General features: G+C 57.5%; 28 protein-coding genes. 26 read left to right on the top strand and 2 right to left on the bottom strand.

Annotated features, from left to right (window positions below; genetic code table 11):
* Nucleotides 1–9: 9 nt before the first annotated feature.
* Together flgF and JZX89_RS17225 are read right to left on the bottom strand one after the other, a co-directional pair.
* Nucleotides 10–744 carry a flagellar basal-body rod protein FlgF gene (flgF, locus tag JZX89_RS17220; protein ID WP_149898564.1) on the bottom strand — a complete coding sequence of 245 codons (735 nt, stop codon included), beginning with the start codon at nt 742–744 and terminating at the stop codon, nt 10–12.
* A 1-nt stretch (nt 745) separates the two neighbouring features.
* Complete coding sequence (locus JZX89_RS17225) at nt 746–1,525, bottom strand: DUF1217 domain-containing protein (RefSeq protein WP_149898997.1); 780 nt, start codon at nt 1,523–1,525, stop codon at nt 746–748.
* A 185-nt stretch (nt 1,526–1,710) separates the two neighbouring features.
* Between JZX89_RS17225 and motA the strand changes: the two genes are divergently transcribed.
* From motA to JZX89_RS17355, 26 genes are all read left to right on the top strand, one after another.
* The gene (gene motA / locus JZX89_RS17230; protein ID WP_149898565.1) at nt 1,711–2,583 is read left to right on the top strand and encodes a flagellar motor stator protein MotA; all 873 of its coding nucleotides are present in this window, start codon (nt 1,711–1,713) and stop codon (nt 2,581–2,583) included.
* Nucleotides 2,580–3,539, top strand: a complete 960-nt coding sequence (locus JZX89_RS17235) for a FliM/FliN family flagellar motor switch protein (RefSeq protein ID WP_207134840.1) — start codon at nt 2,580–2,582, stop codon at nt 3,537–3,539. Before motA ends, JZX89_RS17235 begins: the two co-directional genes overlap by 4 nt.
* Before the next feature lie 63 nt (nt 3,540–3,602).
* Complete coding sequence (gene fliN, locus JZX89_RS17240; RefSeq protein WP_149898567.1) at nt 3,603–4,142, top strand: flagellar motor switch protein FliN; 540 nt, start codon at nt 3,603–3,605, stop codon at nt 4,140–4,142.
* Between the two features lie 27 nt (nt 4,143–4,169).
* The gene (gene fliG, locus JZX89_RS17245) at nt 4,170–5,213 is read left to right on the top strand and encodes a flagellar motor switch protein FliG (RefSeq protein WP_149898568.1); all 1,044 of its coding nucleotides are present in this window, start codon (nt 4,170–4,172) and stop codon (nt 5,211–5,213) included.
* Nucleotides 5,214–5,340: 127 nt separating this feature from the next.
* The gene (gene flhB, locus JZX89_RS17250) at nt 5,341–6,423 is read left to right on the top strand and encodes a flagellar biosynthesis protein FlhB (protein ID WP_149898569.1); all 1,083 of its coding nucleotides are present in this window, start codon (nt 5,341–5,343) and stop codon (nt 6,421–6,423) included.
* 5 nt (nt 6,424–6,428) lie between these two features.
* A complete protein-coding gene (locus JZX89_RS17255; RefSeq protein ID WP_046800591.1) occupies nt 6,429–6,866 on the top strand; it encodes a BspJ family T4SS effector nucleomodulin in 438 nt (145 codons plus the stop codon).
* 306 nt (nt 6,867–7,172) lie between these two features.
* The gene (locus JZX89_RS17260) at nt 7,173–8,489 is read left to right on the top strand and encodes a flagellin N-terminal helical domain-containing protein (protein WP_149898570.1); all 1,317 of its coding nucleotides are present in this window, start codon (nt 7,173–7,175) and stop codon (nt 8,487–8,489) included.
* A gap of 248 nt (nt 8,490–8,737) precedes the next feature.
* Nucleotides 8,738–9,388 carry a hypothetical protein gene (locus JZX89_RS17265; protein WP_207134841.1) on the top strand — a complete coding sequence of 217 codons (651 nt, stop codon included), beginning with the start codon at nt 8,738–8,740 and terminating at the stop codon, nt 9,386–9,388.
* Nucleotides 9,385–10,665 (top strand): MotB family protein, encoded by a 1,281-nt coding sequence (locus JZX89_RS17270; protein WP_153513177.1) that lies wholly within the window; start codon nt 9,385–9,387, stop codon nt 10,663–10,665. The genes JZX89_RS17265 and JZX89_RS17270 overlap by 4 nt, the downstream gene beginning before the upstream one ends.
* The gene (motC, locus tag JZX89_RS17275; RefSeq protein ID WP_207134842.1) at nt 10,662–11,951 is read left to right on the top strand and encodes a chemotaxis protein MotC; all 1,290 of its coding nucleotides are present in this window, start codon (nt 10,662–10,664) and stop codon (nt 11,949–11,951) included. The genes JZX89_RS17270 and motC overlap by 4 nt, the downstream gene beginning before the upstream one ends.
* On the top strand, nt 11,948–13,309 hold the full coding sequence (gene fliK, locus JZX89_RS17280; protein WP_207134843.1) for a flagellar hook-length control protein FliK: 1,362 nt from the start codon (nt 11,948–11,950) through the stop codon (nt 13,307–13,309). The genes motC and fliK overlap by 4 nt, the downstream gene beginning before the upstream one ends.
* Nucleotides 13,257–13,823, top strand: a complete 567-nt coding sequence (locus JZX89_RS17285) for a lytic transglycosylase domain-containing protein (RefSeq protein ID WP_153514118.1) — start codon at nt 13,257–13,259, stop codon at nt 13,821–13,823. Before fliK ends, JZX89_RS17285 begins: the two co-directional genes overlap by 53 nt.
* A 282-nt stretch (nt 13,824–14,105) precedes the next feature.
* Nucleotides 14,106–14,777 carry a transcriptional activator Rem gene (gene rem / locus JZX89_RS17290; RefSeq protein ID WP_149898575.1) on the top strand — a complete coding sequence of 224 codons (672 nt, stop codon included), beginning with the start codon at nt 14,106–14,108 and terminating at the stop codon, nt 14,775–14,777.
* Nucleotides 14,778–14,881: 104 nt separating this feature from the next.
* Nucleotides 14,882–16,162 (top strand): flagellar hook protein FlgE, encoded by a 1,281-nt coding sequence (locus JZX89_RS17295; RefSeq protein WP_149898576.1) that lies wholly within the window; start codon nt 14,882–14,884, stop codon nt 16,160–16,162.
* Between the two features lie 22 nt (nt 16,163–16,184).
* Nucleotides 16,185–17,678, top strand: a complete 1,494-nt coding sequence (gene flgK / locus JZX89_RS17300; RefSeq protein ID WP_149898577.1) for a flagellar hook-associated protein FlgK — start codon at nt 16,185–16,187, stop codon at nt 17,676–17,678.
* A gap of 3 nt (nt 17,679–17,681) precedes the next feature.
* Complete coding sequence (locus JZX89_RS17305; protein WP_207134844.1) at nt 17,682–18,785, top strand: flagellar hook-associated family protein; 1,104 nt, start codon at nt 17,682–17,684, stop codon at nt 18,783–18,785.
* Between the two features lie 34 nt (nt 18,786–18,819).
* Nucleotides 18,820–19,164 (top strand): flagellar biosynthesis regulator FlaF, encoded by a 345-nt coding sequence (flaF, locus tag JZX89_RS17310; RefSeq protein WP_045021979.1) that lies wholly within the window; start codon nt 18,820–18,822, stop codon nt 19,162–19,164.
* Nucleotides 19,161–19,610 carry a flagellar biosynthesis repressor FlbT gene (gene flbT, locus JZX89_RS17315; RefSeq protein WP_046800601.1) on the top strand — a complete coding sequence of 150 codons (450 nt, stop codon included), beginning with the start codon at nt 19,161–19,163 and terminating at the stop codon, nt 19,608–19,610. The genes flaF and flbT overlap by 4 nt, the downstream gene beginning before the upstream one ends.
* Nucleotides 19,601–20,071 (top strand): flagellar hook assembly protein FlgD, encoded by a 471-nt coding sequence (gene flgD / locus JZX89_RS17320; RefSeq protein WP_149898579.1) that lies wholly within the window; start codon nt 19,601–19,603, stop codon nt 20,069–20,071. The genes flbT and flgD overlap by 10 nt, the downstream gene beginning before the upstream one ends.
* A 49-nt stretch (nt 20,072–20,120) precedes the next feature.
* On the top strand, nt 20,121–20,387 hold the full coding sequence (gene fliQ / locus JZX89_RS17325; RefSeq protein WP_046800603.1) for a flagellar biosynthesis protein FliQ: 267 nt from the start codon (nt 20,121–20,123) through the stop codon (nt 20,385–20,387).
* A 158-nt stretch (nt 20,388–20,545) separates the two neighbouring features.
* Nucleotides 20,546–22,633 carry a flagellar biosynthesis protein FlhA gene (flhA, locus tag JZX89_RS17330; RefSeq protein WP_153513181.1) on the top strand — a complete coding sequence of 696 codons (2,088 nt, stop codon included), beginning with the start codon at nt 20,546–20,548 and terminating at the stop codon, nt 22,631–22,633.
* On the top strand, nt 22,630–23,385 hold the full coding sequence (gene fliR, locus JZX89_RS17335; protein WP_149898581.1) for a flagellar biosynthetic protein FliR: 756 nt from the start codon (nt 22,630–22,632) through the stop codon (nt 23,383–23,385). The genes flhA and fliR overlap by 4 nt, the downstream gene beginning before the upstream one ends.
* Before the next feature lie 13 nt (nt 23,386–23,398).
* On the top strand, nt 23,399–23,818 hold the full coding sequence (locus JZX89_RS17340; RefSeq protein ID WP_046800606.1) for a hypothetical protein: 420 nt from the start codon (nt 23,399–23,401) through the stop codon (nt 23,816–23,818).
* Nucleotides 23,819–23,932: 114 nt separating this feature from the next.
* Nucleotides 23,933–24,490, top strand: a complete 558-nt coding sequence (locus JZX89_RS17345; RefSeq protein WP_046800607.1) for a rod-binding protein — start codon at nt 23,933–23,935, stop codon at nt 24,488–24,490.
* 29 nt (nt 24,491–24,519) lie between these two features.
* On the top strand, nt 24,520–24,888 hold the full coding sequence (locus JZX89_RS17350; RefSeq protein WP_046800735.1) for a hypothetical protein: 369 nt from the start codon (nt 24,520–24,522) through the stop codon (nt 24,886–24,888).
* Complete coding sequence (locus tag JZX89_RS17355) at nt 24,888–25,424, top strand: hypothetical protein (RefSeq protein WP_207134845.1); 537 nt, start codon at nt 24,888–24,890, stop codon at nt 25,422–25,424. Before JZX89_RS17350 ends, JZX89_RS17355 begins: the two co-directional genes overlap by 1 nt.
* Nucleotides 25,425–25,563 lie beyond the last annotated feature (139 nt).

Below are 25,563 nucleotides of genomic sequence, written 5' to 3' on the forward strand. Positions count from 1 at the left end.
ATCAGTTCCTTAACGCGCGCCGCCAAGCGTCTTGATGCCTTCGCCGAAGGTGGATTCGGTGTCGCGCATCAGCGAGGAAATGCTCTCAAAGGCCCGGTTGACCTGAATGAGCTGCGTCATCTGGGAAATGCCGTTGACGTTTGACTGTTCGAGATAACCCTGAACGACGCCGACCTCGTGATCATTGACGACCGGTGTCGGCTGGGCAACGGGCTTCACGCCGCTATTGGGATGGCGCAGGAAACCTTGCGAGAAATCCGCCTTGAAGATGCCGAGCGTGGCGACGATGTTTTCGTTCTGCCTGATGGCACCGTCGAGGCCGACGGTGATCGGTCCGCCATTCGGATTGAGCTGGATGGGACCGCCGCCGGAGTCAAGAACGGGATAACCGTTCGAGGAGATCAGCGCGCCGTCCGGGCGCATGGTGAAACGGCCGTCACGGCTGAGAATCGGGCCATCAGGCGTGTCCATCGAGAACCAGGCGTCGCCCTTGATGGCAAAATCAAAGGAATTGCCGGTCTGCTCGAAAGCACCCTGGCGAGTGGAGAGATAGTCGTTGCCCTGTGAAACGAAGGCCACCTTGGCATTCATGTCATTGTGGTTCTTGGCGACCATTTCGTCGAATTTCACTTCGGAGCCACGGAAGCCGACCGTGTTCACATTCGCCATATTATCGGAAATGGTGGTGAGACGGCGCTCCAGCGCGATCTGCGAGGACAGGGCGACATATAGTCCGGATTGCATATCATTTGCCTCCGAGTTTCAGGGAGTTGATGGAAATCAGCAGGTCCGGGGAAATACCGTAGCCGCTGGAGGAGCCGAAAACGGCCAGGGGGTCGTAGGTCGTCGAGGGGTTTTGCATTTCCCACATGATGGTGAAACGCTCGAGCAGCTTGCCGACCTTCTCAGGATCCTGCAGATCCTTGATCTTGATGGATTTTTCGATGAGAGCGGCCTGTTTCTCGACACTCGCAGCGGCAAATTCGTCGGGCAGGTTGAAGGCTGTGCGGAACACCTGCGCGAGCGCATCGTCGGCCAGGAAATCCATGCCTGATTTGATCGTCGGCGCCTTGCGCTCGAAATAAAGGGCAAGCCGGACACCGTTATTGTCATCGCCGGCTGTCTGTTCCAGCGTCTGGCGGGTATATTTCTCGATGGTGCCCGATTGTGCCGCCTCAGTCGCGGTCGCAGCTTTTCCCAGCTCCGCAAAATTCAGCGATTTCGCCAGATCCGCGTAACGATTGTCGGAAAGCTTGTTGGCGAAGGCATTCTTGTCCGACGTGCCTTCGGTCAGCACCTTGCGGATGAAGGCTTTCGCATAGGCCATATCTTCGAGGCCGTGAGCTTTCAGCGCGTAATTATAAAGGCGTGTATCGGCCATGAAGTCGTCGATGGATTTCACATCGCCGATTTTTGCGCGGTAATATTCGGTTTCGCGCGCCACGTCGGGCTGCTTCGACACGCGCTCAAGCGACTTGCCGATGTCCTGACTGATCAGTCTGTAGCTGGTGTAGGTGGAAGTCACTGAACCGCCGCTCTCGTTTTGATCCGATTTCAAGGCGCACGTCCGCCTTTGCCGGCATATTGCCGTAGCTTGCTTGTGCGAAACTGATTGCCGGAGAAGCATGAAAGAGGCGCAGCGGACAGGTTCACGCAAGCCACATTTTCTAGAGATGTCGGCATGGAACACTGTTCGGGCGTGGTCGATCAATGAATATTGTAATTGGACTTATAATCACCTTCGGCTGCATCATCGGCGGCTACATGGCGATGGGCGGCCATCTGGACGTCCTCATTCAGCCGTTCGAACTGTTGATTATCGGCGGAGCGGGGCTTGGCGGCTTCATCATGGCGAACCCGATGAAGGTCGTGAAAGATTCGGGCAAGGCGCTCGGCGAGGCCTTCAAACACTCGGTTCCGAAGGAGCGCAACTATCTCGACGTGCTCGGTGTGCTTTATTCGCTGATGCGCGACCTGCGCACGAAATCGCGCAACGAGATCGAAGCCCATATCGACAATCCGGAAGAATCCTCGATCTTCCAGTCGGCGCCTTCGGTTCTGAAGAACAAGGAACTGACCTCGTTCATCTGCGATTACGTCCGCCTCATCATCATCGGCAATGCCCGCAGTCATGAGATCGAGGCGCTGATGGATGAGGAAATCGAGACCATCCTCAATGACAAGCTGAAACCTTACCACGCGATCACCACCATGGGGGATTCCTTCCCCGCCATCGGTATCGTCGCGGCGGTTCTCGGCGTCATCAAGGCCATGGGCAAGATCAACGAATCGCCCGAAGTGCTGGGCGGCCTCATCGGCGCCGCACTCGTCGGCACCATGCTCGGCATCATCCTGTCCTACTCGATCTGCAACCCGCTCGCGTCGCAGGTCAAGATCGTGCGCTCCAAGCAGCACCGCCTCTATATCATCGTCAAGCAGACACTGATCGCCTACATGAACGGCTCGGTGCCGCAGGTCGCGCTTGAATATGGCCGTAAGACCATCTCCAACTACGAGCGGCCGTCCATCGACGCCGTCGAGCAGGAGATGATGAATCCCGGCGGCGAAAACAAGGCGGCATGACCATGGCAAAAGCTGCAGCGCAAAGAGCCCCCGCCATCGACACGGCCCTGCTCGCGCAACTCACCGGCGGGCTTTCCGATCGCAAGACGATCGCCAGGATCGGCTCCGATATCGGCCACCTCTACAGCGAATTCCTGCCTGATATCTTTCACAGCGAGACCGGCATCGCGATCGACGTCGAATATATCGGTTCCGAATCGGGGCTGATGACCGATCTCATCGCCAATGTCGGACAGAACGTCTCGATTGCCGATTGTTCGCTGCGCAACTGGTGCCCCAATTTCATGATGGCGGTCGGCAACGGCTTCGTCATCGCGCTCATGGAGCGCATGCTGGGTGCGGCGCCAGACACCATCGGCGACCCGGACGAACGCAGCCTGTCGGATATCGAGCTTGACCTTGCGGCCATGGTTCTCGGCCGTATCGCGGGTGTCCTGCGTTCGGGCGTCAACGCGCCGGGCGGCTTCGAGGCGACAATCGACCCGCCGTTCAGCGCCAATGGGAAGAGCGCCTTCGACGAGATGATCGCCGGTCTTTACGGCGTCACCATCCGCATGAAGATCGATATCGGCAAGGTTTCGTCCGAGTTTTCTCTCATCGTGCCGCAGCGGCCCCTGCTCAAGACCTCCATCGTCGCGCCAAAGGCTTCGGCCCAGGCGCTGAAGAAGCAGGAGGAATGGATGGAGATGATCTCGCAGCAGGTGAAGAGATCGCAGGTAACGCTCGAGGCGCGCATCAAGCTTGAAACGCTGACGCTGCGGACAATTTCCAAACTGGTGGCCGGCGATGTCATTCCGTTTCAGGATCTGAAGCAGGACGATATCGGCGTCGAGGTCAGCGCCAACGGCTCCAAACTTTATAATTGCGAATTCGGCAAGTCCGGTGACCGCTACATGGTTCGGGTGAAGAACAATGTCAGCACGGACGACGAGATTTTGCGACATCTGATGGGTTAAATCCTGCCCGCCCTTTTGGGTTCTGGGCAGGCTGACGCAAGTTTCAAAGGGAATAATCAGCGCATGGCTACGAAGAAAACACCTGTGACCGATGATGCGGAGCTGCCGTCGCTGGAAGATGCCGGCGACCTCGACCAGGCTATCGGCGATCTGCGTGGCGTCCTCAAGACGGATGCGGAAGGTTCGCTGTCCGATTTTGGCGACTTCGGCGATTTCGGAAGCACGGAAGATGCTTCCATTGATACCGATCTTTCCGCCTTCGGTGGCGGAGCGGCCGGTTTTGCGATGGACGATTTCACTGCGGCCCCGCAGGTCGCGGGTCTGAAGGCGCCGCTCGGCAGCGGATTGTCCGAAAACATGGAAATGATCATGGACATCCCGATCGATGTCCAGATCGTTCTCGGCACCAGCCGTATGCTGGTTTCGGGCCTGATGAACCTCGAAGAGGGTGCGACGATTGCGCTTGACCGCAAGATCGGCGAGCCGGTCGAAATCATGGTGAATGGCCGCCGTATTGCGCGCGGTGAGATAACGGTACTTGAAGACGACGATACGCGCTTCGGCGTAAAATTGATTGAAGTAATGAGTACCAGAAAAGCCTGATCCCTGTGGGGACGGAGAGGAAAGACCATGATGGACTTCGAGGATTTCGGTAACCCGCTGGCAGGGAAGCCGTTGTCTCAGACCGACAAGGCGGCCGCGGTGCTGCTTGCCATGGGCAAGGGCGTCGCCGGCAAGCTGCTGAAGTTTTTCACGCAGCACGAATTGCAGATGATCATTTCCTCGGCTCAGACCCTGCGTGTCATTCCTCCCGACGAACTTGCCCAGATCGTCGCGGAGTTCGAAGACCTGTTCACCGAAGGAACGGGTCTGATGGACAATGCCAAGGCAATCGAAAGCATTCTCGAAGAAGGTCTGACCCCTGAAGAGGTGGACAGCCTTCTCGGCCGCCGTGCGGCCTTCCAGGCCTATGAAGCGTCGATCTGGGATCGCCTGCAGGAAGCCGAGCCGGAATTCGTCGGCAAGTTCCTGCTGCGCGAGCACCCCCAGACCATCGCCTACATCCTCTCCATGCTGCCCTCGTCGTTTGGCGCCAAGGTTCTTCTGACCATTCCCGAAGAGCAGCGCGCCGATATCATGAACCGCACGGTGAACATGAAGGAAGTGAGCCAGACGGCCGCCCAGATCATCGAGAAGCGTGTGGTCAACCTCATCAACGAGATCGAAGCGGAACGTAATGCAGGCGGCTCCACCAAGGTTGCCGATCTGATGAACGAGCTGGAGAAGCCGCAGGTCGATACGCTGCTCAGCTCGCTCGAAACGTTGAGCAAGGAAGCAGCAAACAAGGTCAAGCCGAAGCTCTTCCTCTTCGACGACCTCATGTTCATGCCGCAGCGCAGCCGCGTCATGCTGCTCAACGATGTTTCTGCCGATGTTCTGACGATGGCGCTGCGCGGCGCCACGATGGAAATCAAGGAATGTGTGCTGTCCAGCATCAGCCCGCGCCAGCGCCGCATGATCGAATCGGATCTCGCCGTACCGCAGGCCTCGATCAACACCCGCGAAGTGGCAATCGCCCGCCGCGCGGTGGCCCAGGAGGCTATCCGTCTGGCCAATTCCGGCCAGATCCAGCTGAAGGAAGCCGGAGCGGACGAACAATCGGCCGCTGCCTAAGCGGAAGCCGGTTGATAACTTACCCTTCGGGCAGAGCCGGCCATTGCGATGGCCGGTCTCGGGCGCTAGTTTCGGGATGACGGCCTGCCGGGATCGGCGGGCCTTTTTTTGATCCCGGGAACGTGCCTTGGCAGACGATGAGGACAAGGACAGTAAAACAGAAGCCCCGACGGAGAAAAAGCTCCGCGATGCGGCTGAGAAGGGCAATCTTCCCTTCTCTCGGGAAGTGCCGATCTTTGCCTCGTCGCTCGCATTTTACTGTTATCTGGTCTTCTTTCTGCCCGATGGCGCCGGCCGTCTTGGCGTCACGCTGAAAGACCTGTTCGGCCAGCCCGACCAGTGGGACCTCAGTACCCGGCCGGATGCCCTGTCGTTGCTTTATTTCCTCGGCACTTCCATGGCCTATCTGCTCATGCCGGCCATGATCATGTTCATCATCTTCGGCCTTGCCTCGTCGTTTCTCCAGAACCTGCCGTCGCCAGTGCTTGAGAGGGTGCGCCCGCAATGGTCGCGCATCTCGCCCGCGAAGGGGTTCACGCGCATCTACTCCAAGCAGGGCTTCGTGGAATTCGGCAAATCGCTGTTCAAGATATTGATCGTATCAATCATCATGTTCATGTCGCTGCGCGGCGATTTCTACGGCCTGATCGACCTGATGTTTTCCGATCCGCAAGTGATTTTCGTCAAGGTTGTCGAACTCGTCAAAAAAATGATGGTCGTGATCCTGTTTTCGACCGCATTGCTAGCCGCCGTCGACCTTTTGTGGACCCGCCACCACTGGTTCAGCCAGCTGAAGATGACGAAGCATGAGGTGAAGGAAGAGTATAAGCAATCGCAGGGCGACCCGGTGGTTAAATCCCGCCAGCGCTCAATCGCCCGAGATCGCGCCCGCCGTCGCATGATCAACAACGTGCCGCGCGCAACACTTGTCATCGCCAACCCGACACACTTTGCGGTGGCGCTGCGTTACGTGCGCGAAGAAGGCGATGCGCCTATCGTCGTCGCCAAGGGCCAGGACCTTATCGCATTGAAAATCCGCGAGATTGCGGAAGCAAACAATATCCCCGTTTTTGAAGATCCGCCGCTCGCACGCTCCATGTTTGCGCAAGTCTCGATCGATAGTGTGATTCCACCAGCCTTTTACAAGGCTGTGGCTGAGCTCGTTCATCGGGTTTACGCCATGAAGTCATCGAAAATACGGGTTCAATAAAACCAATGAAAAAATCCGCCTATTCTGAACAGCGGGAAATGATCGTCGCAGAGGCGATCAACCCGATCGCCACCGAACTACGATTGCTAGACCCGGCAGACCTGATTTCGCTGCTCAGATTCGAGTGCTATGGCAGCATCGCCGACCTCGTCTCTTCAGCCGCGGAGCTTTATTATCATCCCGGCACGATCAATTTCGGTGCGGGTGGCGAATACAAGCTCGAATGGGAAGGCGCCCCGGAGATCGTTCTTGATCTCGAAATCAAACCGAAGGGCGCCACGGTTTATGCGCAATTGATCCTCGCCAATGAACATGCGGCGGTCGAGATCAATCATGTTTCGTTTCAGAATCCTTCGGAAAACCCGGATGAGAACACCGAGTTCCTGCGCAGAAGCCTGATGGCGGCCCGATTCGTTCCGGCCCATCAGGGCGAAGCGGCCTGAACCACACCACCGATATTGTCATCGATTGATCGTTGCGACCGCTAAAATGGCGGCCGCGACGGTTTTGTTTTATCGCTTTTTCGCCCGACCTTGCCTGAAGCCTGCCGCTTTATGCAAAACCGCTCTGGGGAAGCGAGGAACGCCTTGCAAATCAGCGTTGTTGTTTGGTACCTATCGAATTAACGATTTGTTAACGAACGGCAGGTCGCGGTGGCTCATTTTAACCATCGCCGATGCGCATGATGCTCCTGCTCGTTTTCGGCGCTGCGCCGGATTTTTTCTTATATTTTGAATTGGGTGGAACCCATGACCAGCATTATGACCAATGCGGCGGCAATGGCCGCGCTGCAAACCTTGCGCATGATCGACAAGAGCCTTGAGACAACGCAGGCGCGTGTCTCCTCCGGTTACCGTGTCGAGACGGCGGCGGATAACGCGGCCTATTGGTCTATCTCAACGACCATGCGGTCCGACAACACGGCGCTTTCGGCCGTACAGGATGCGCTGGGTCTTGGCGCCGCCAAGGTCGACACTGCCTTCGAGGCCGTTGAAAGCGCCATCGAGACGGTCAAGTCTCTGAAGGCGAAGCTGGTCGCCGCCTATGGTGTGGGCAGCAACCGAACGAAGATCCAGGAAGAAATCAAGCAGCTTCAGGATCAGCTGAGAAGCATTTCCGAATCGGCCTCCTTCTCCGGCGAAAACTGGCTTCAGGCGAAAATCGGCGATGGCAAGACGCCGGCGGCCGAAGAGCCGATCATCAAGAAGATCGTTGCTTCGTTTACCCGCACCGCTGCAGGCGCGGTGGGCGTAACGACGGTCGACTATTCGCTCGACAAGAGCACCGTACTGTTCGATCTGAGCGGCGGAAAATTCGGCATTCTCGACACCGAGGCCCGCTTCCTCCGCAAGAACGAGACGACCGTCACCACCCGCACGACGGATACGCCCGCATCACCCGCACTCCCCACGGTCACCGACAAGAATTATGTGGTCGCTACGCTGAATGACAGCGAAGTGGCTGCTTTGGCTGGCTTCAGTCTCAAGGCAACAGGCATCTACACCAATGCTGGCAGTACCCAGGGATATTTGAAGATCGGTGACGGCGTCTGGGTGAAACTCACCTCCACGGATCCCGCAAGTGCCGCCGCTCCAACCACCGACAGCACCACTCCGGTCGCAACGACGACATCGCCGAACACCAACTGGTACTACGACGTTTCCGCGGCAGTCGATCCCGACACCCGCAAACTCGGTATCTCGGTATCGACGCTCGACATCAACAAGTTGACCGACCTCGCCCAGAAAATGGGAACGATGACCGGAGAGCAATATACCGAAGCCAACGTGCTGGATGCGATGATGTCCTTTGTCGACGGACAGCTTGAAGCGATGACCAGCGCGGCATCCAGCCTTGGTTCGCTGCAGAGCCGCATCGACATGCAGGAAAACTTCGTCTCGAGCCTGATGGACGTGATCGACAAGGGCATCGGCCGTCTCGTCGATGCGGATATGAACGAGGAATCGACCAGGCTGAAGGCGCTGCAGACGCAGCAGCAGCTGGGCATCCAGTCGCTTTCGATCGCCAATGCCAATGCGGAAAATATCCTCCAGCTCTTCAAATAATGGGTCTGGCCCGGCGTGGGCAGGTGCGAAGACAAGGCGCGGGCTTCCGGAACAGACCGCCTTCATCCTCGCACAAGTTTGAACACCTAACGTCAGGGCAATATCGGCTGGATCGCATGGCGTGATCCGGCCGGAATAATCGAAGAGACGGGCAGGGTAGCAAGGATGACGATGGTGCCGCCAAACGGCTTAAATCGCAGGCAAAGAAACATGTCTCGCCTCTCTGGCCAGTTTTGCCGGGGGCGTGCATGAGCGCCTCCATTGCAAGATATCTCAAGGATTTCGGTGACAGCCAGCCCGCCGGGTTGGCGTTTGGCGATCCGCTGGCGGATGCCGAGGGCATGTCCGGTTTAGGCGATGTCGCCAGCGGTTTCGATGAATTCGAGACCGTCGACGTCGAAAGCGAAAAGCAGGCTGCCTATGCCCGTGGCCGCGACGATGCGACCCGGGAAGTCACCGAGAAGATGCAGGCCGAGCGGGACGCGTTATTGGCTTCCCATGCGGCCGAACTGGAGGCCCTGCGTTCCGTCTATCTCGAAGAAATCGCGGTTTTCCTGTCCCGCGGGCTGCGCGAAGGCATCGATGCGATCGCGGCCAATCTCAGCGAACAGACTGCCGGTATCCTTGCCCCGGTTCTGACGGAAGAGCTGTCGCTCAAGGCGGTTTCGGCGCTGGCGGATGTCGTGCGCGCTTCCATGCCGGATGGCGAGGCTGTCACGATTGTCGTCAAAGGTCCCAGAGATTTGTTTGAGCATTTGAAGGCCCAACCGGGCTTCGAAGAAGAAACGATGAAATTTACCGAGACCACGGACATCGACCTTTCCGTCGAACTGGGTGAAAGCGTGTTCGTGACCCGCATGTCGGCCTGGGCGTCCAGTCTTCGCAAGGTGATGAAATGAGTGAAGGCGAAAATCACCACCACGGCAAAAACGAGATCATCATCGTCAAACGCCACAAAGGCGGGCACGATGGCGCCCATGGCGGCGCGTGGAAAATCGCTTACGCCGACTTCATGACGGCCATGATGGCGTTCTTCCTCGTCATGTGGCTGGTCAATGCCGCCAACGAGGAAACCAAGGCCTCGGTTGCCAGCTATTTCAATCCGATAAAACTGTCCGATGAAAAACCCTCGTCCAAGGGGCTGGAAAAGCCCGTGGACAAGGAAGAGGGTGTTGAGAAAAAGGACCAGTCGAATATCAAGGCGGAAAAGGTAACCCAGGGCTCTGCCGCGGCGACGGGCGAGGACTTGACGTCCCAGACTGGCGAACAGTCGAATTTCTCGGAAGCCGACTTCTTCGAGAACCCCTATTCCGTGCTGGCGGAAATTGCCCAGCAGGTCGGGCAGCAGGCCAATGTCAGCGCCAAGGGTGAGGGCGGTGCAGCTGATTCCGGCCCGGCGACGGGCGCAAGCGGCGGCGAGGCCTATCGCGATCCCTTCGATCCCGATTTCTGGACCCAGCAGGTGAAGATCACCCGCGCTGACCAGCAGCAGAACCCGACGGAGCCGCAGCAGACGGCGGAGAAGCAGCAGGATGCGGCCAAGGACGCCGAAGCGGTGTTAGCCGCAGCATCTCAAAAGCCCGCTGATCCTTCGCAAGATGGCAAGCCGATGGAAGTTGCGGCCGTTGTGCCGCAGCAGCGCCCGGATGCCATCGAGCAGGCAGCACTTGTAAAACCGCAGCCGGATGAGAAGCAGGCGACTGACGCCGAATGGCAAAAAGCCGACACGCTGCGCGAAGAGATCGAGAAGCAGATTTCAGGCATTACCGGCAAGCTCTCCGAAGGCCTGGTGGTGACGCCGGCCGAAGGCGGATTGCTGCTGACCATTTCCGACCAGTCGGAGACGCCGATGTTCAACGTCGGCTCGGCCGTGCCTCGCGGCGAAATGGTTCTGGCCATGGAAAAGATCGGTAAATTGCTTCAGGAGCGGGGTGGCAGCGTGGTGATCCGCGGCCATACCGATGGGCGGCAGTTCAAGGGCGAGGCCAATGACAACTGGCGACTTTCGATGGATCGTGCGCACAGCGCCTATTACATGCTGGTGCGCGGTGGTCTCTCCGAAGAGCGGGTGAAGCAGGTTTCGGGTTTTGCCGATCGCAGATTGCAGGTGCCGGCAGACCCTCTGGCGGATGCCAATCGCCGTATCGAAATCCTGCTTGAGGCCGATCGGGGGTGAGTGTGACGAAATCCTCGAAACGCTGGCTTTTTCTCGCGGCGACGCTTTGCGGTCTCGGTGCCGAGCCGATCAAGGCATTCTCGCAATCGCAAGACAGCCTCATGCCCTATGCCATGTTGCGCTCTCTGCAATTCGTGCAGGATTCGGTCGCCATGGGCGACCATTCGGCAACGGAAATGCAGCGGTTCCTGCTCCAGACGATCGATGAGCGGCTTAAAAGCGCGCCGTCGGCGATCTTCAAGGATCCGCGTAATGTCGATGCGGCGCTTGTCTATGCCATGAGCGGCGGCAATCCGGCGACGCTGGAATTGCTGGTCGCGCGCGATGTGGATGGCAATTTCGACAGCCGCGTCGCCGATATCCTGCGCAAATACCTCTCGGGCAAGGGCACACTGGTGGCGCAGAGCATTGCAGCTATGGTGCCTGAATATCGCGGCACGCGGATCGGTGCCTACCTGGCACTGATCGGCGGCAATGTGACGATCCCGCGTGATCCGCTGGCCGCACTCGGTTTTTACGACATAGCCCGGCTGGAAGCACCCGGCACCATCGTGGAGGAGGCGGCCCTTCGCCGCTCGCTGGCAATTGCGGTTGAAGACGGCGATGCGGCGCGCGGTGTCGATTATGCGCAGCGCTATGCGCGGCGCTTCCTGCATTCGCCCTATGCCAGCCAGTTTGCGGATCTTCTGGTCTCGCTGGTGATCAAGCGCGCCGATTCCATTGGGGAAGAGACGATCCAGGAAACATTCGCCATGATGGACACGGAAAGGCAGAAGGAAGCCTATCTGCGTCTCTCCCGTCTTGCGGCGATCAGCGGCAAGGACGGGCTGGCGCGTATGGCGGCGCTGAAAGCGAAAGCTCTGTCTCCCGCCCTGCCGGACCAGCCGGAAGTGCAGGCAAATCTTTATGAAAGCCTTTCCAACATCGGCACGCCCGATGTGGTGAGCGCAATCGAGACAATCGTGCAAATCCCCGAAGGACAGCTTTCAGATCGCGACAGGGCGCTGCGGGATGCGGCAAGGACGATCGCCGAGCAGGTGGTCCGCCCACCCTCGTTGCAGCCGGGGCTTCCTGGCACCGAGGCCGGCGCTGCGATTACCCAGCAGGACGCCAGACAGAACCCATCCTCGAATGGGACAGCTGGCACTGAAGAAAAGAGCATATGGCGGGTTGAAACCCACAAGGCTGACGATGAGGGCGAGGATGTGCGGCAACTCGTAACGAGCGGCCGCAGCAAGCTTGATGAAATCGACAGCCTGTTGAAGAAAGGCGAGGGGGCACCATGATCGACGGAACCGTCAACGCGATAGTGAATGCACCATATAATGATCCACGCGCCGGCAGCGCCGGGGTGAGGGACGACGCCAAGGGCGGAAGTTTCGGCGAGGCGCTGTCCACCATTCGCGACGAGCGCCCAACGCAGGCACCGCATTCGCGGCATCAGCAGGAAGCAGGTTCGGCTGAGGAGCAGCACGCGCAGCCCGAAGGTGGCGAAGAAGAAGCAAAGACGCCGGTCAAGCGGCCTTCGACCTTCCTGAATGTAATCGGCAACGACCATTCCGCAGAAGGCCGCAGCCATGAGACGGCAGGCGAGCTTCAGAACGCTGGGAAACCGGCGCGCACACCGGCTGAAAACGGCAAGACCGGCAAGAAGCTCAAGGACGACGCCGACAAGGATACGGAAACGACGGCGGATGCCATTGATCCAAAACTGGCGGATATGAATACGATCGCGACCAATGTCGGCGATATCGCAACAGCCAAGACACCGCTTGAGGAAATCGCGCAGGCGATCGCCGGCAAGTCCGATCCGGTCAAGTCCGACAGGACCGAGACCGTCCGTGGCAAAACGGAGCCTTCGCCCAAGGACATGCCGACACGAGCCGAGCTTGCTGGCAATGAGGCCGAATCCGACTCGGATAGCGAAAACGGCGCTTCGGCATTCCGCTTCGCCTCCGCGCGTTCAGGCACGTCCCGCGCACTCGATATGAGCACGGTCCAGCGCGAAGGCCGCGTTGAATTCGATGCCCGGGAAAGCACCGGCAAGGCGGCCGATACCATAACTGTTCTCGATTCACGGCGGTTCATCGGCCTGGCGCCATCGACCAACGCATCGGCACTGACCGGTCTCATCGCTAATGATCCGGAATGGGTCAGTGCCATGCAGCCCGGTTCGTCGCTGTCCAACGCCGCTGCCCAGAGCAGTACCGGCAAGGTCGTCCATACGTTGAAGCTGCATATGACGCCGATCGAGCTTGGATCGGTGACGATGTCGCTGCGCCTGGCCGGTGACGAGCTCGCCGTTCACATGACGGTGGAGAGCGTTGCGGCCTATAAAAAGCTTCAGGAAGACAGCAAGAGCATTCTTGATGGCCTGAAAGCGCAGGGTCTGACGGTCGATAACATCACCATCAGCATCGCTTCTTCCGACAAGAGTGACCAAACGGGCACACAAGGCAACAATCAGCAAAATCAGCAGGCGCAGCAACAGGGCCAGCAGGCCGCCACAGGCCGCAACCGTGACGAGTCCGGCGCACGGGACGGCCGACAGGGCAATGGTGATAATTTGGGGGTGCATAATGAAGGCATGGATGGCGCTCTCGGCTCTGGCCGTTCTTCTGCTGACAATGGCGTCTACCTCTGAAAAAGCCTCGGCTTCGGCAACATCAGGTGTCTGTGAAAGGGAAATCCAGTCCGCCGCCCGCAAATATGGCGTGCCGGAGGGAATTCTCTATTCCGTTGGCCTGACTGAGACGGGCCGCAAGGGGCGGCTCGATCCCAATGCTATGAATATTGAAGGAAAACCGGTATTTGCGGCATCCACGGAGGAGGCATTGACCACTTTCGAGGCGGCGAAGCGCAATGGCGCCAAGCTGATCGATCTCGGATGCATGCAGATAAACCACTATTTCCATGGCGAAAACTTCACATCGGCGCGCGAAATGTTCGATCCGCGCCGCAATGTCGAATATGCCGCCATGTTCCTGCGCAATCTCCACAACAGGCATGAAACCTGGACCATGGCGGTCGCCCGTTACCATGCCGGCCCCAATAACGATCCGGCGCAGAAGAAATATGTCTGTCGGGTGATCGCCAATCTGGTGGCGACGGGCTACGGGAAATGGACCGTCAACGCGAAAAATTTCTGCGACGGATAACAATCTTTGGTTGTTTTCGGGTGTCCCGAGACTCGTCATGATAAATGTGGCCAGAGATTGATCGAAAAAAGGCGCTGCAAGCGGTTTTTTTGTGATTTTGAAATTTTTACACAAAAATTTTGTGCCATATATGGTTAACAACCACTATATATAGATCAAATCGGCACAAAATAGTTAATCAATTATTAATAACTATCGATGATTTCCTACAGTTGTCGCTGAATCCCCCGATTCTTATCAATGCCTCATTGGAAAACACCACACTGATTCGGAGGCGGACGAATGATCGTAGTGGTTGATGAGCGCGAGCTCGTTAAAGACGGCTATACATCTCTATTTGGGCGTGAGGGCATCCCCTCAACCGGGTTCGATCCGGTTGAATTCGGGGAGTGGGTCTCGACGGCTGCGGACAGCGATCTGGCGGCCGTGGAGGCCTTCCTGATCGGCCAGGGCGACCGGAGCTTCTCTTTGCCGAAGGCGATCAGGGATCGCACGACGGCGCCGGTCATCGCGGTCAGCGATCAGCCCTCGCTGGAATCGACGCTGGCGCTGTTTGACAGCGGCGTCGACGATGTCGTGCGCAAGCCGGTTCACCCCCGTGAAATCCTGGCGCGTGCGGCGGCGATCCGTCGCCGGCTGCAAGTCATCTCCAACTTCACCGATGCCGGACCTATCCGGGTTTTCTCCGATGGCCGTGATCCGGAAGTCGGTGGTGAAGTATTCCCCTTGCCGCGCCGCGAGCGCCGCATCCTGGAATATTTGATCGCCAATCGCGGACGCCGCGTTTCCAAGACGCAGATTTTCAATGCCATCTACGGCATCTTCGATGATGACGTCGAAGAGAATGTCGTTGAAAGCCACATCAGCAAGCTGCGTAAGAAGCTGCGCAAGAAGCTCGGTTACGATCCGGTCGATTCCAAGCGGTTCCTCGGCTACAGCATTGATTGGCAATGATCTTCATTGACCCGCGTGGTCTTTTTCAAGCGCGGTATTTCAGACAGCTTCACGCAAGCCAAACGCTTTACCTTATCCCTGAAGATGACCACGAGGGTTTTTGAATGAGTATTTTCGGCACTATGCGAACCGGTGTGTCCGGCATGAATGCACAGGCGAACAAGCTGGGCACCGTGGGCGACAACATCGCCAACGCAAGCACCACCGGCTACAAGCGCGCATCGACGTCGTTCTCCTCGCTCGTTCTGCCCTCCTCGTCGGGCAGCTACGCCTCTGGCGGCGTGCAGTCCAACGTTCGCTACAGCATTTCGGAGCAGGGCAACCTCTCCTACACCACCTCGAGCACCGATCTTGCCATTCAGGGCAACGGCTTCTTCGTGGTTCAGGATGGTGCAGGCACGCCTTATCTTACACGCGCCGGTTCCTTCGTGAAAAATGCCGAAGGTTATCTGGAAAACGCAGCGGGCTTCCAGCTGATGGGTTACCCCTACGGCTCCAACCCGCCGGCTGCCGTCGTTAACGGCTTTACCGGTCTCGAGGCTATCAACGTCAACAATTTCGGTCTGACGGCATCGCCCTCGACGCAGGGCAGCTTCCCGGCCAACCTGAACCGTGATGATCCGATCGTGCCGGGGGCATCGCTTCCGAGCACCAATTCCGCGACTGCGACGGTTGGTAGCAAGACGTCGTTGACGGCATTCGATAGCGGCGGTGCTAAGGTTCTCTACGATTTCTACTACACCAAGACCGGTGCTAACACCTGGGAAGTGGCAGTTTATCGTCAAGATCAGTCGACTAACGGCGGTTTCCCCTATACGGCGACAGCACCGGCTACCCTTGTTCAGGCAAAAGTGGATCTGACCTTTGATCCTGCCACCAACAAGCTTACGACCGCCTCGCCCAAGTCCATCACCATCAATGACGGTAACAGCGGTGTGGCGCAGTCGATCAATATCGACCTGTCGGAAATGACGCAGTTCTCCTCGAAGTTCACGCCCGGCACGGCGATCCTGAACGGTAATGGTCCGAGCCAGATCAAGGATGTCGAAATCGGCAAGGACGGCGTGGTGACGGCAGTCTATCAGGATGGCGGCCGCCGCAACATCTATCAGCTGGCAGTGGCCACGGTGCCAAGCGTCGACAACCTCAGCCCGCAGAACGGCAACGTTTATCTGCCCAGCAACGAGTCGGGTGTCGTCACCATCGGCTTCCCGCAGACGGGTAGCTTCGGCTACATCCAGAAGGGCGCGCTGGAAGGTTCGAACGTCGATATCGCCAGCGAACTCACCGACATGATTGAATCCCAGCGTATCTATACTGCGAATTCGAAAGTCTTCCAGACCGGGTCGGATTTGATGGATGTCCTGATCAATCTGAAGAGATAAGAATTCTCACGAGGACAAATGAATGTCGCTCACGTCAGCAATGAATACTGCGCAGTCGATTTTCAATAATACAGGTAAGCAGACAGACGTTACTTCGAAAAATATTGCCAATGTCGGCAATGCGAATTACGTCAAGCGAACCGCCATTCTCGGCACGACCATGGCCGGAGCGAGTATCGTCTCCAATGGCCGTGCCCAGAATGAAAGTCTTCTCAGGCAGACGATCTCCAGCGCCTCGCTGGCCACCGGTCAGAACACCGTTCTGACCGGCCTTGAGGAGATGAAGAGCATTTTCGGCGGCAACAATTATGAAAGTTCGCCGTCTACCTACATGAAGGAATTGCTGAAGAGCCTGAGCGGTTACGCCGCCAAGCCGAGCAATGCTGCCCTTGCGGCGACGGCTGTGACCTCGGCTGCGGATGTCGCCAGTTCCCTAAACAAGGCGTCTTCCGAATTGCAGGCGATGCGTCTGCGTGCCGACAAGGAAATCTCCCTTCAGGTCGACAAGCTGAACGGCCTGCTTGCAAAATTCGAGGAAGCCAATAACGAGGTGAAGGCGCAGACGGCGATCGGCGGTGATCCGAGTGATGCCCTTGATCAGCGCGAGACCTTGTTGAAGGACATTTCGTCCATCATGGGCATCAATGTCGTCAATCGTCCAAACAACGATGTGGCGCTTTACACGACGGAAGGCGCGACCCTGTTTGAGGTCGTGCCGCGCAAGGTCACCTTCAAGGCACAGCCGGGCTACGATGCGACGACCACGGGCAATGCGATCTACGTAGACGGCGTGGCGCTCAAGGCCGGCAACGGCAGCAACACGACAGCGGAAGGGTCGCTGCAGGGTCTGATGCAGGTTCGCGACGATCTGGCGCCGACCATGCAAAGCCAGCTCGACGAAATCGCCCGCGGCCTGATCAGCATGTTTGCCGAAAAGCCGATCACGCAGCCGGCGCCGCCCGCGACGCCCCTGACGGCAAAGCCTGGTCTGTTCACATGGGCGGGAGCAACGGCAACAAGCGAGATTCCTCCCGCTGGCGTTATCGTTCCGGGACTTGCTGCCAGCATTAACGTCAACTCCGCGTTAATTATTTCGAAAGGTGGAAACCCGGAATTGTTGCGCGACGGCGGCATCAACGGTACCGCTTATATTGTCAATACCACAGCGACGGGTGGAACCGGCTTTTCCAACCTGATCGACAGCTATGTGACCGCATTCGACGCGCCCATGAGTTTTGCCGCGTCGACACGTATCGATACGAATACCAGCATCCTGAAATACGGCACCAACTCAATGGGTTGGCTCGAACAGGAACGGTCCGGTGCGACTTCGGCGAATGAAGCGAAAAGCGCGCTATATGAGCGCTCCGCCGCCTCCTATTCGAACAACACGGCGGTGAGCCTGGATGAGGAGCTGTCGCTGCTCATGGATATCGAGCAGTCTTACAAGGCAGCCACCAAGCTGGTGACCACAGTCGATGAAATGCTCAAGTCCTTGATGGACATGGTGAGGTAAAAGATGAAAACGTCCTTCATTTCATCGCTGGCGATGCAAAACAGCATGCGCAGCACCATCCTCAAGGCCCAGCTTGAGATGACCAAGCTCAATACCGAACTGACGACGGGCAAGCATGCGGATCTCGGCGTCACGCTCGGCGCCAATACGGCCCGCAGCCTCGATCTCAATCGGGATGTGGAGCGGATTTCTTCGCTTGTCACGGTCAATTCCTTTGCCACGCAACGTCTTGAATCGTCGCAGACGGCATTGGATGGCATGGCAAAGGCTGCCCAGGAGATCCTCGGCGTTCTGGTGCCGAATACGAGCAGCGCGCAGCCCACGCTTGCCACCGTCAACCAGAAAATTACCAATGCGCTCAACAATTTCACCAGCTTCGCGAACACCGCTGTCGATGGCGAATATCTGTTTTCCGGTACGAATACGGATGTGAAGCCGGTCGATGACTATTTCGCCGATGGCTCGACGCTGAAGACCGCTTATAATGATGAGCTGAACCATTTCATGGCGACGCAGACGCCGCCGGTGGGCAGCATCGCCAACCTGTCCAAGGATCAGGTCAACGCTTTCATGACCCATATGGAAGGCGTATTCAACGGCACGACGACGGTCACCAATCCCCCGCATGGCAGTCTCACCGCCGGTCAGAATGTTGATTTCTGGACGACGTTCGGCTCCAAGGCCAGCGACACCAACATGACGAGCCGGATCAGCCAGAACGAAGTGATCGAGACATCGACCAACAGCAATTCGCAGGGCATGCGTTATTTCGCGATGACGGCAATGACGGCGATGACCTTCCTCGACGACAAGGTTCCGAGCAGCGTTCGTGAAGCTGTCGCCACCCGCGCGGTTACGACGATCGGTACCGCGATCGATGGTTTGAACCAGCAGGCCAGCGGCCTCGGCCTCTCGCAGGAACGCGTCAAAAAGTCGAACGACTCTTTGGCCGCGCAGAAGAAGATCATCGAGACGCATCTGCTGGATATCGAAGGTATCGATACCTACGAAGCGAAGACCCGTCTCGACCTGCTGCAGCAGCAGATCGAAATCGCCTACAGCCTGACATCGCGTCTGCAAAAAATGAGTCTGGTGAACTACCTCTGATGAACAGGGGTGGCGGCAGATAAAGGATACATGAATGTACCAGTTTTCCTACGCCGAAATCATGGAGGATGGTGTCGCAGACGCGAAAGATCGCGAGCGACAGGCGTTGACCAAATCGATCGAACTGCTTGTGGAGGCAAAGGATAGTTCTTCCCAGCGCCATACGATCGAAGCACTTTTTTACACTCGGCGGGTTTGGATCCGCTTCATTGAGGACCTCAAGCAGCCGGATAACCAACTGGCTATGGAACTGAGGGCCAATCTGATCTCGATCGCGATCTGGATTTTGAAAGAGTGCGAACTGATCCGGAAACGTCAGTCGACGAATTTCCAGGGCATAATTGACGTGACAACCATCATCAGGGATGGACTGAAATGAAAAGTACACTTCGAATCTCGCTGAAATCTGGCGAAAAGATTTTCATCAACGGCGCGGTCTTGCGGGTGGATCGCAAGGTGGCGCTCGAATTCCTGAACGATGTCACGTTCCTGCTTGAAAACCACGTGTTGCAGCCGGAGCAGGCGACAACGCCGCTGAGGCAGCTTTATTTCATCGCACAGATGATCCTCATCAACCCGGAAGGGCGTGAACAGTCGACGAACATGTTCCGCAAGTCCGTGAGCATGCTGCTGAACTGCTTCCAGCATGATGAGATATTGGCGGAACTCAAGCGGATCGACGGGCTGGTTGCTTCGGGCAAGGCTTTTGAGGCGCTGAAGGCTATTCGCGGTCTTTATCCGACCGAGGAAAAAATCCTCAACAATCAGGAAATGACCCCCGCAACGATCGAACAGATTCGCAAGGAGATCGCACCATGGCGGTAGATGCAGTCACGTCGGCAGCCTCCAATCCCTGGGCTAATGCCGGGGCGAGCAGCAACGACAAGAGCGCGGCCTCGCTGAATTACGACAGCTTCCTGAAGCTTCTCATCGCCCAGATGAAGAACCAGGATCCGACCAGCCCGATGGATGCCGGCCAGCAGATGTCGCAGCTGGCAAGCTTCTCGCAGGTTGAGCAGACGATCAAGACGAACACCCATCTGAAGAGCATGCTGCAGGCGGAAGCCCTCACACGCGCTTCCGATCTGGTCGGCAAGACGGTCAAGAGCGCCGATGACAAGGTCACCGGTGTGGTGAAGGAAGTCGAGGTCTATTCGGACGGCGTTGTCGCCATTACCGAAGCTGGTGACAAAGTGCTGCTGCAGGCGGGTGTGAGCTTCTCGAACGGCCCGATCGCGACTACACCTGATGGCGATACCGATTCGGATAAGCCTGCCGGTTCGTGATAATGTAGGGGCGGTATGACACCGCCCTTCTGGAATAAAGGATGCGACGATGAACGAGGCCGATGCGCTTGATATCATGCAGGCAGCAGTCTGGACTGTTCTCGTCGCGGCCGGTCCGGCCGTTCTGGCTGCCATGATCGTTGGTGTCGCCATTGCCTTCATACAGGCCCTGACCCAGGTTCAGGAAATGACGCTGACGTTTGTTCCTAAAATCGTGACGATCATGCTCGTCCTTGGCATTGCCGCCCCCTTTGTGGGTGCGCAGATCGGCCTTTTTTCCAATCTCGTCTTTTCGCGCATCCAGTCCGGCTTCTGACATTTGTGCGCTGCGGATGCCACCCTCGCGCAAGCTTCAGCGGCTAGTGATAGGCTGAAGCATCGGACCGAATTGCGCGCGTAATTTCGAAAAGCCGATGCCGCGAACCGTGCGGCGGCTTTTCCGTCGCCCTTCTCATGAAGAGACAGGACGATTTTATGGCGCAACCACCAGTCATCTCCTTGCCCAAAGTAAGTCCGAGCATGCGTGATGTCGGTTTCGCATTGGGCATCATTTCGATCCTTTGCGTCCTGTTCCTGCCCATTCCGGTCTTTCTGGTGGATATCGGACTGGCGTTTTCGATCGCACTTTCCGTCCTTATCCTCATGGTGGCGCTCTGGATTCAGCGCCCGCTGGATTTCTCGTCTTTTCCGACCGTGTTGCTGATCGCGACGATGATCCGCCTGTCGCTGAACATTGCGACGACGCGTGTCATCCTTTCACATGGCAATGAGGGAGCGACGGCGGCGGGTGGCGTGATCGCCGGTTTCTCCAGCCTCGTGATGTCCGGCGACTTCGTCATCGGTCTGATCGTCTTTCTGATTCTGATCACCGTCAACTTCATCGTCATCACCAAGGGTGCGACGCGTATCGCCGAAGTCGGCGCGCGCTTCACGCTCGATGCCATCCCCGGCAAGCAGATGTCGATCGATGCGGATCTGTCCGCCGGTATCATCGATGAAAAGGAAGCGCAGCGCCGCCGCCGTGAGCTGGAAGAGGAAAGCTCGTTCTTCGGTTCGATGGACGGTGCCTCGAAATTCGTGCGTGGCGACGCGATCGCCGGTCTGATCATCACCGCGATCAATGTTTTCGGCGGCATCATCATCGGTTATTTCCGCCACGGCATGCCGATTGGTGAGGCGGCCGACGTTTTCGTCAAGCTTTCGGTCGGTGACGGTATCGTCTCGCAGATCCCGGCCCTTATCGTCTCGCTGGCGGCGGGCCTTTTGGTGTCTCGCGGCGGCACAGCCGGCTCCACGGATCAGGCCGTCGTCAATCAGCTGAGCGGTTATCCCCGCGCTTTGATGGTTTCGGCCATGTTGATGGGGCTTCTTGCGATCATTCCGGGTCTGCCCTTCCTGCCCTTCATGTTCCTGGGCGGCATCATGGCTTTCGGCAGCTGGTATATTCCGCGCCAGGCCGAGGCCGAAAGCGCCCTGCTGCGCCAGGAAGAAGCGAACAAGGTTTTCCAGACCAGCGAAGCGGAGAAGGATTCGGTCAAGCAGGTGCTGAAGACGTCCGAAATCGAACTGGCGCTGGGCAAGCAGGTTTCGACACGGCTTCTCGGCGCACATCAGGAACTGGCCTTCCGCGTCGGCAAGATGCGCAAGAAATTCGCAAGCCAGTACGGTTTCGTCGTGCCGGAGATCAAGGTCTCCGACGACATCATGATCCCGGAAAAAGCTTACCAGATCCGCGTCCACGGCACGACCATCGCATCGAGCAATCTGCGTGTCGGCGATGTTCTTGTCGTGACCGGGGCAGGGCGCAAGCCGAGCATTCCGGGCGACGAAATCCGCGAACCCGCCTTCGGCATGCCGGCCGTCTCGATCCTTGAGACCTTTACCGAGGATCTGAAGCGCGAAGGCTTCCACCCCATTGATAACGTCTCGGTGGTGCTGACGCATCTGAGTGAAGTCATCCGAAACAACCTGCCGCAGCTCCTGTCCTACAAGGACGTCAAAATCCTCATCGACCGGCTTGATCCCGAATACAAGAAGCTGGCCGACGAAATCTGCTCGTCGCACATGTCCTATTCCGGCCTGCAGGCGGTTCTGAAACTGCTGCTTGCCGAACGCGTGTCGATCCGCAACCTGCATCTCATTCTGGAAGCCGTGGCCGAACTTGCCCCGCATGTGCGCAAGACCGAGCAGATCGTCGAACATGTGCGGGTACGCATGTCGCAGCAGCTCTGCGGCGATCTTGCCGACAATGGCGTGCTGCGCGTCCTGCGCCTCGGCAACAAGTGGGACATGGTCTTCCATCAGGCGCTGAAGCGCGATCAAAAGGGCGAGATCGTTGAATTCGACATCGATCCGCGCCATCTCGAAGAGTTTTCCGAGCAGGCGTCGAAAGTTATCCGTGAATTCATGGATCGCGGACTGCCCTTTGTCCTTGTAACCTCGCCGGAAACGCGGTCCTATGTGCGCATGATTATCGAGCGACTCTTTGCGACCCTGCCGGTTCTTTCACATGTGGAACTGGCGAAGGGGCTGGAGATCAAGATCCTGGGCGCCATTTCATGATAACCGACCCGCAAGGGACAATTATCGCATTGTTCCTTGCCATCTGCCGTATCGGCGCCTGTTTCATGACCATGCCGGGCTTTTCCAGCTCGCGTATTTCGCCGCAGATCCGCATGTTGCTGTGCGTCGCGGTGTCCATGGCGCTTCTGCCGATCCTTTGGGATACGATCTACCCGAAAATCTCCGGTGCAAGCCAGGGTACGGTGGTCGGCATCATCGCCTCGGAGATCGCCATCGGCGCGATGTATGGCTTGATCGCGCGATTTTATACGCTCGGTTTTCAGTTCACCGGCGCGCTCATCGGCAACTCCATCGGCCTCAGCGCTCCGGGTGGTGCGGATGTCATCGAGGACGTGCAGGAAAACCAGATATCCAACTTTATCACCTTCGGTGGTTTGTTGGTGCTGTTCATGCTGGATTTCCACCATATCGTCCTGAAGGCGCTGGTGGATTCCTATACCGCGACGCCGGTCGGTGCGCTTATCAGCGGCCAGAAAATGCTGATCACGCTCACCGATACACTGCGGGCGACCTTCTCCATCATGCTGCGGCTCGCCAGCCCCTTCGTGATCTACGGCCTGATGTTCAACGTCGCGGTTGGTCTCATCAACAAGCTGGCGCCGCAGATTCCGGTTTACTTCATCTCGACGCCTTTCGTTCTGGCGGGCGGTCTTTTCATGCTTTATTTGTCGGTCGCGGCCCTCATCCGTCAGTTCGTGGATGGTTTCGGCCCGGTCTTCATCGGTTTTTGATCTGGAGAAAGCCATGGCTTCGGACAAGCGCTCAGCAAAACTCAAGCGTCTGGTAACGGTCCAGCGCCACATGGAAAAAATGGCCGAGGTGGAGCTGGCCGATACCACCCGCGTGCGTACCGAAGTGGCGCAATCCATGGACAACGTGCTGGAAGCCATGAGTTCCATGGAGCCGGTGCATCAGACGTTTTCCAGACATTATTCGGATCGTTACGGCCGCCTTGTCGTCAAGGACCGCCAGCTTGCCGGCGTGCAGCAATTGCAGGAAAACAAGGTGCTGAAGGAAAAGACCAAGGCCGATCGGCTTGAGGACAGAATGCACCTTGCCCGCGATCTCGAGGATCGCGAGGCCGACGACAATGCAATCTATGATCTGCTTGAAATGACAAACGCATCTCGGACACCAGCCTCCAGCAAGGTTGGCGATCCATAGTCCGTTCCATTGTTGCATCGCGGGCGTTCGAAAGACGTCTCCGGCGATGTTTCTTGATTGAACGGACGCGTCGGCTTTCCATGCCACACGTTCGTCAGCTCGGGAGATCGGGACGTGGCGATATCGGTTATAAGTGATCTGGTGATGGATGTGGTGCGCGCTGCGGACCCCCAGGAAGTACAGATCGCCCAGGAAAAACTCAAAGCGAACAAGGCGGCTTTTGCCGCAACCAGCCTTGCAGATGCGGGCAAGGGCTTTGGCGCCGCCGTCGATATGCTGGATGGCGCCTCTTCGAAGGCGGGCCTTGGCGATACCAATATTCGTTCAGCGCGCACGGAGATTCCTGAAACCTACCGCAAATATGAAGCCTCGGTTCTCCAGACCTTCGTTGCCAACATGCTGCCGAAAGACAGCGAGGAAGTTTATGGCAAGGGTAATGCCGGCGAAATCTGGAAAAGCATGATGGCGGAACAGTTTGCCGACACGATCTCCCGAAATGGCGGCGTCGGCATTGCGGAGCAGGCCTACAAGGATGCGTTGCGGAAAGCCGAAAGCAAAGGCATCACCGACGTATCGATGAATGAAAAAGACCATAATGCTGCAATTCGGATGGTGGCGGAGTTCGAGCGGCAGGTCCTCGGCGTTTCCAATGATAAAACGGACGAGGCTTGAGAATGAAAAACCTTAACGAGGAGACAAGCATGGACCTTATGTCGAACGACCACCGTATCCAATCCGTTCTCGGCCGCCTTGAGATGATCATCGACAATGAGAACGATAATATCGGTAAGGATCCGCAATTCGACTTCAAGGTTTCCAACGCCCATAAAAGCCGCTGCCTCTATGAACTCACCATGCTGTTTCGCGACACACCGCGCGAAGACATCGCCGGTGGTTATCTGGAGCAGGTGAAGGGCATCAAGTCCAAGCTCGCAACCAATGCCAGCCGCGTTGAGGCGCATCTGAACGCTGTTCGTGCTGTTGCGGACCTGCTGAAGAACGCGATCCAGGAAGCCGATACGGACGGCACCTATTCGCAGGAACAGTTCATGTACGGTGCCGCCTCCTGATGTTGAAGCTTCTTCTCACCGGCGTCTGGGTTTGCGCCGTCACGCTCGGCGCGGTGTATTTCTCCGTCCAGATGGCGACGGCGCCGGGAGATGAGGCGGGCGCGAAAAAGACCAATCTGCAATTGGTCAAGGGTGAAAGCATCACCATTCCCGTCATCAATGATGGCGGGGTGAACGGCTATTTCCTCAGCCGGATTTCGCTGCGCGTCGACAAGGACAAGATGGCGAAGATCGAGCTGCCGGCAACGCAGCTGATGACCGACGAATTGTTCACGCTGCTGGCGGGTTCTTCCATGGTCAACATCGCCAATATTTCCACCTTCGATCCCGCGGCCTTCAAGCAGCGCATCCGCGAGGGGCTGAACAAGAGGCTTGAAGACGAGGTGGTCGAGGATGTGCTTATCGAGCAGCTGGATTATCTGTCGAAGGCCGATATTCGCGAGCAGAACGGCAATGGCACGCCCCGTTCGGTCAAGATCGTCGAGGGCGAGAAGGCCGAAGCTGGAAAAGAAGCGGCCGCCGCGCCCAGCCACTAACGTCGCAGGGGGCGGCTCACGCGCCCGCCGACGGACGGTTTCCCGGTCTGGTTAACCGTTCCTTTGCACGAGCCCGAATATTCGAGCGATTGCTTTCAGCATAACTTCAACCTGCACCTGTATAAACAGATCCATGAGC

Origin of the sequence: Agrobacterium burrii (assembly GCF_017313405.1) — a bacterium.
Taxonomy (GTDB): domain Bacteria; phylum Pseudomonadota; class Alphaproteobacteria; order Rhizobiales; family Rhizobiaceae; genus Agrobacterium; species Agrobacterium burrii.

Bases quoted from the DNA above. Each gene is read 5' to 3' on its own strand.
- flgF (WP_149898564.1), bottom strand. From the start codon at position 744: ATGCAATCCGGACTATATGTCGCCCTGTCCTCGCAGATCGCGCTGGAG.
- motA (WP_149898565.1), top strand. From the start codon at position 1,711: ATGAATATTGTAATTGGACTTATAATCACCTTCGGCTGCATCATCGGC.
- JZX89_RS17235 (WP_207134840.1), top strand. From the start codon at position 2,580: ATGACCATGGCAAAAGCTGCAGCGCAAAGAGCCCCCGCCATCGACACG.
- fliN (WP_149898567.1), top strand. From the start codon at position 3,603: ATGGCTACGAAGAAAACACCTGTGACCGATGATGCGGAGCTGCCGTCG.
- fliG (WP_149898568.1), top strand. From the start codon at position 4,170: ATGATGGACTTCGAGGATTTCGGTAACCCGCTGGCAGGGAAGCCGTTG.
- JZX89_RS17255 (WP_046800591.1), top strand. From the start codon at position 6,429: ATGAAAAAATCCGCCTATTCTGAACAGCGGGAAATGATCGTCGCAGAG.
- JZX89_RS17260 (WP_149898570.1), top strand. From the start codon at position 7,173: ATGACCAGCATTATGACCAATGCGGCGGCAATGGCCGCGCTGCAAACC.
- JZX89_RS17265 (WP_207134841.1), top strand. From the start codon at position 8,738: ATGAGCGCCTCCATTGCAAGATATCTCAAGGATTTCGGTGACAGCCAG.
- JZX89_RS17270 (WP_153513177.1), top strand. From the start codon at position 9,385: ATGAGTGAAGGCGAAAATCACCACCACGGCAAAAACGAGATCATCATC.
- fliK (WP_207134843.1), top strand. From the start codon at position 11,948: ATGATCGACGGAACCGTCAACGCGATAGTGAATGCACCATATAATGAT.
- JZX89_RS17285 (WP_153514118.1), top strand. From the start codon at position 13,257: ATGGCGCTCTCGGCTCTGGCCGTTCTTCTGCTGACAATGGCGTCTACC.
- rem (WP_149898575.1), top strand. From the start codon at position 14,106: ATGATCGTAGTGGTTGATGAGCGCGAGCTCGTTAAAGACGGCTATACA.
- JZX89_RS17295 (WP_149898576.1), top strand. From the start codon at position 14,882: ATGAGTATTTTCGGCACTATGCGAACCGGTGTGTCCGGCATGAATGCA.
- flgK (WP_149898577.1), top strand. From the start codon at position 16,185: ATGTCGCTCACGTCAGCAATGAATACTGCGCAGTCGATTTTCAATAAT.
- JZX89_RS17305 (WP_207134844.1), top strand. From the start codon at position 17,682: ATGAAAACGTCCTTCATTTCATCGCTGGCGATGCAAAACAGCATGCGC.
- flaF (WP_045021979.1), top strand. From the start codon at position 18,820: ATGTACCAGTTTTCCTACGCCGAAATCATGGAGGATGGTGTCGCAGAC.
- flbT (WP_046800601.1), top strand. From the start codon at position 19,161: ATGAAAAGTACACTTCGAATCTCGCTGAAATCTGGCGAAAAGATTTTC.
- flgD (WP_149898579.1), top strand. From the start codon at position 19,601: ATGGCGGTAGATGCAGTCACGTCGGCAGCCTCCAATCCCTGGGCTAAT.
- fliQ (WP_046800603.1), top strand. From the start codon at position 20,121: ATGAACGAGGCCGATGCGCTTGATATCATGCAGGCAGCAGTCTGGACT.
- flhA (WP_153513181.1), top strand. From the start codon at position 20,546: ATGGCGCAACCACCAGTCATCTCCTTGCCCAAAGTAAGTCCGAGCATG.
- fliR (WP_149898581.1), top strand. From the start codon at position 22,630: ATGATAACCGACCCGCAAGGGACAATTATCGCATTGTTCCTTGCCATC.
- JZX89_RS17340 (WP_046800606.1), top strand. From the start codon at position 23,399: ATGGCTTCGGACAAGCGCTCAGCAAAACTCAAGCGTCTGGTAACGGTC.
- JZX89_RS17350 (WP_046800735.1), top strand. From the start codon at position 24,520: ATGGACCTTATGTCGAACGACCACCGTATCCAATCCGTTCTCGGCCGC.
- JZX89_RS17355 (WP_207134845.1), top strand. From the start codon at position 24,888: ATGTTGAAGCTTCTTCTCACCGGCGTCTGGGTTTGCGCCGTCACGCTC.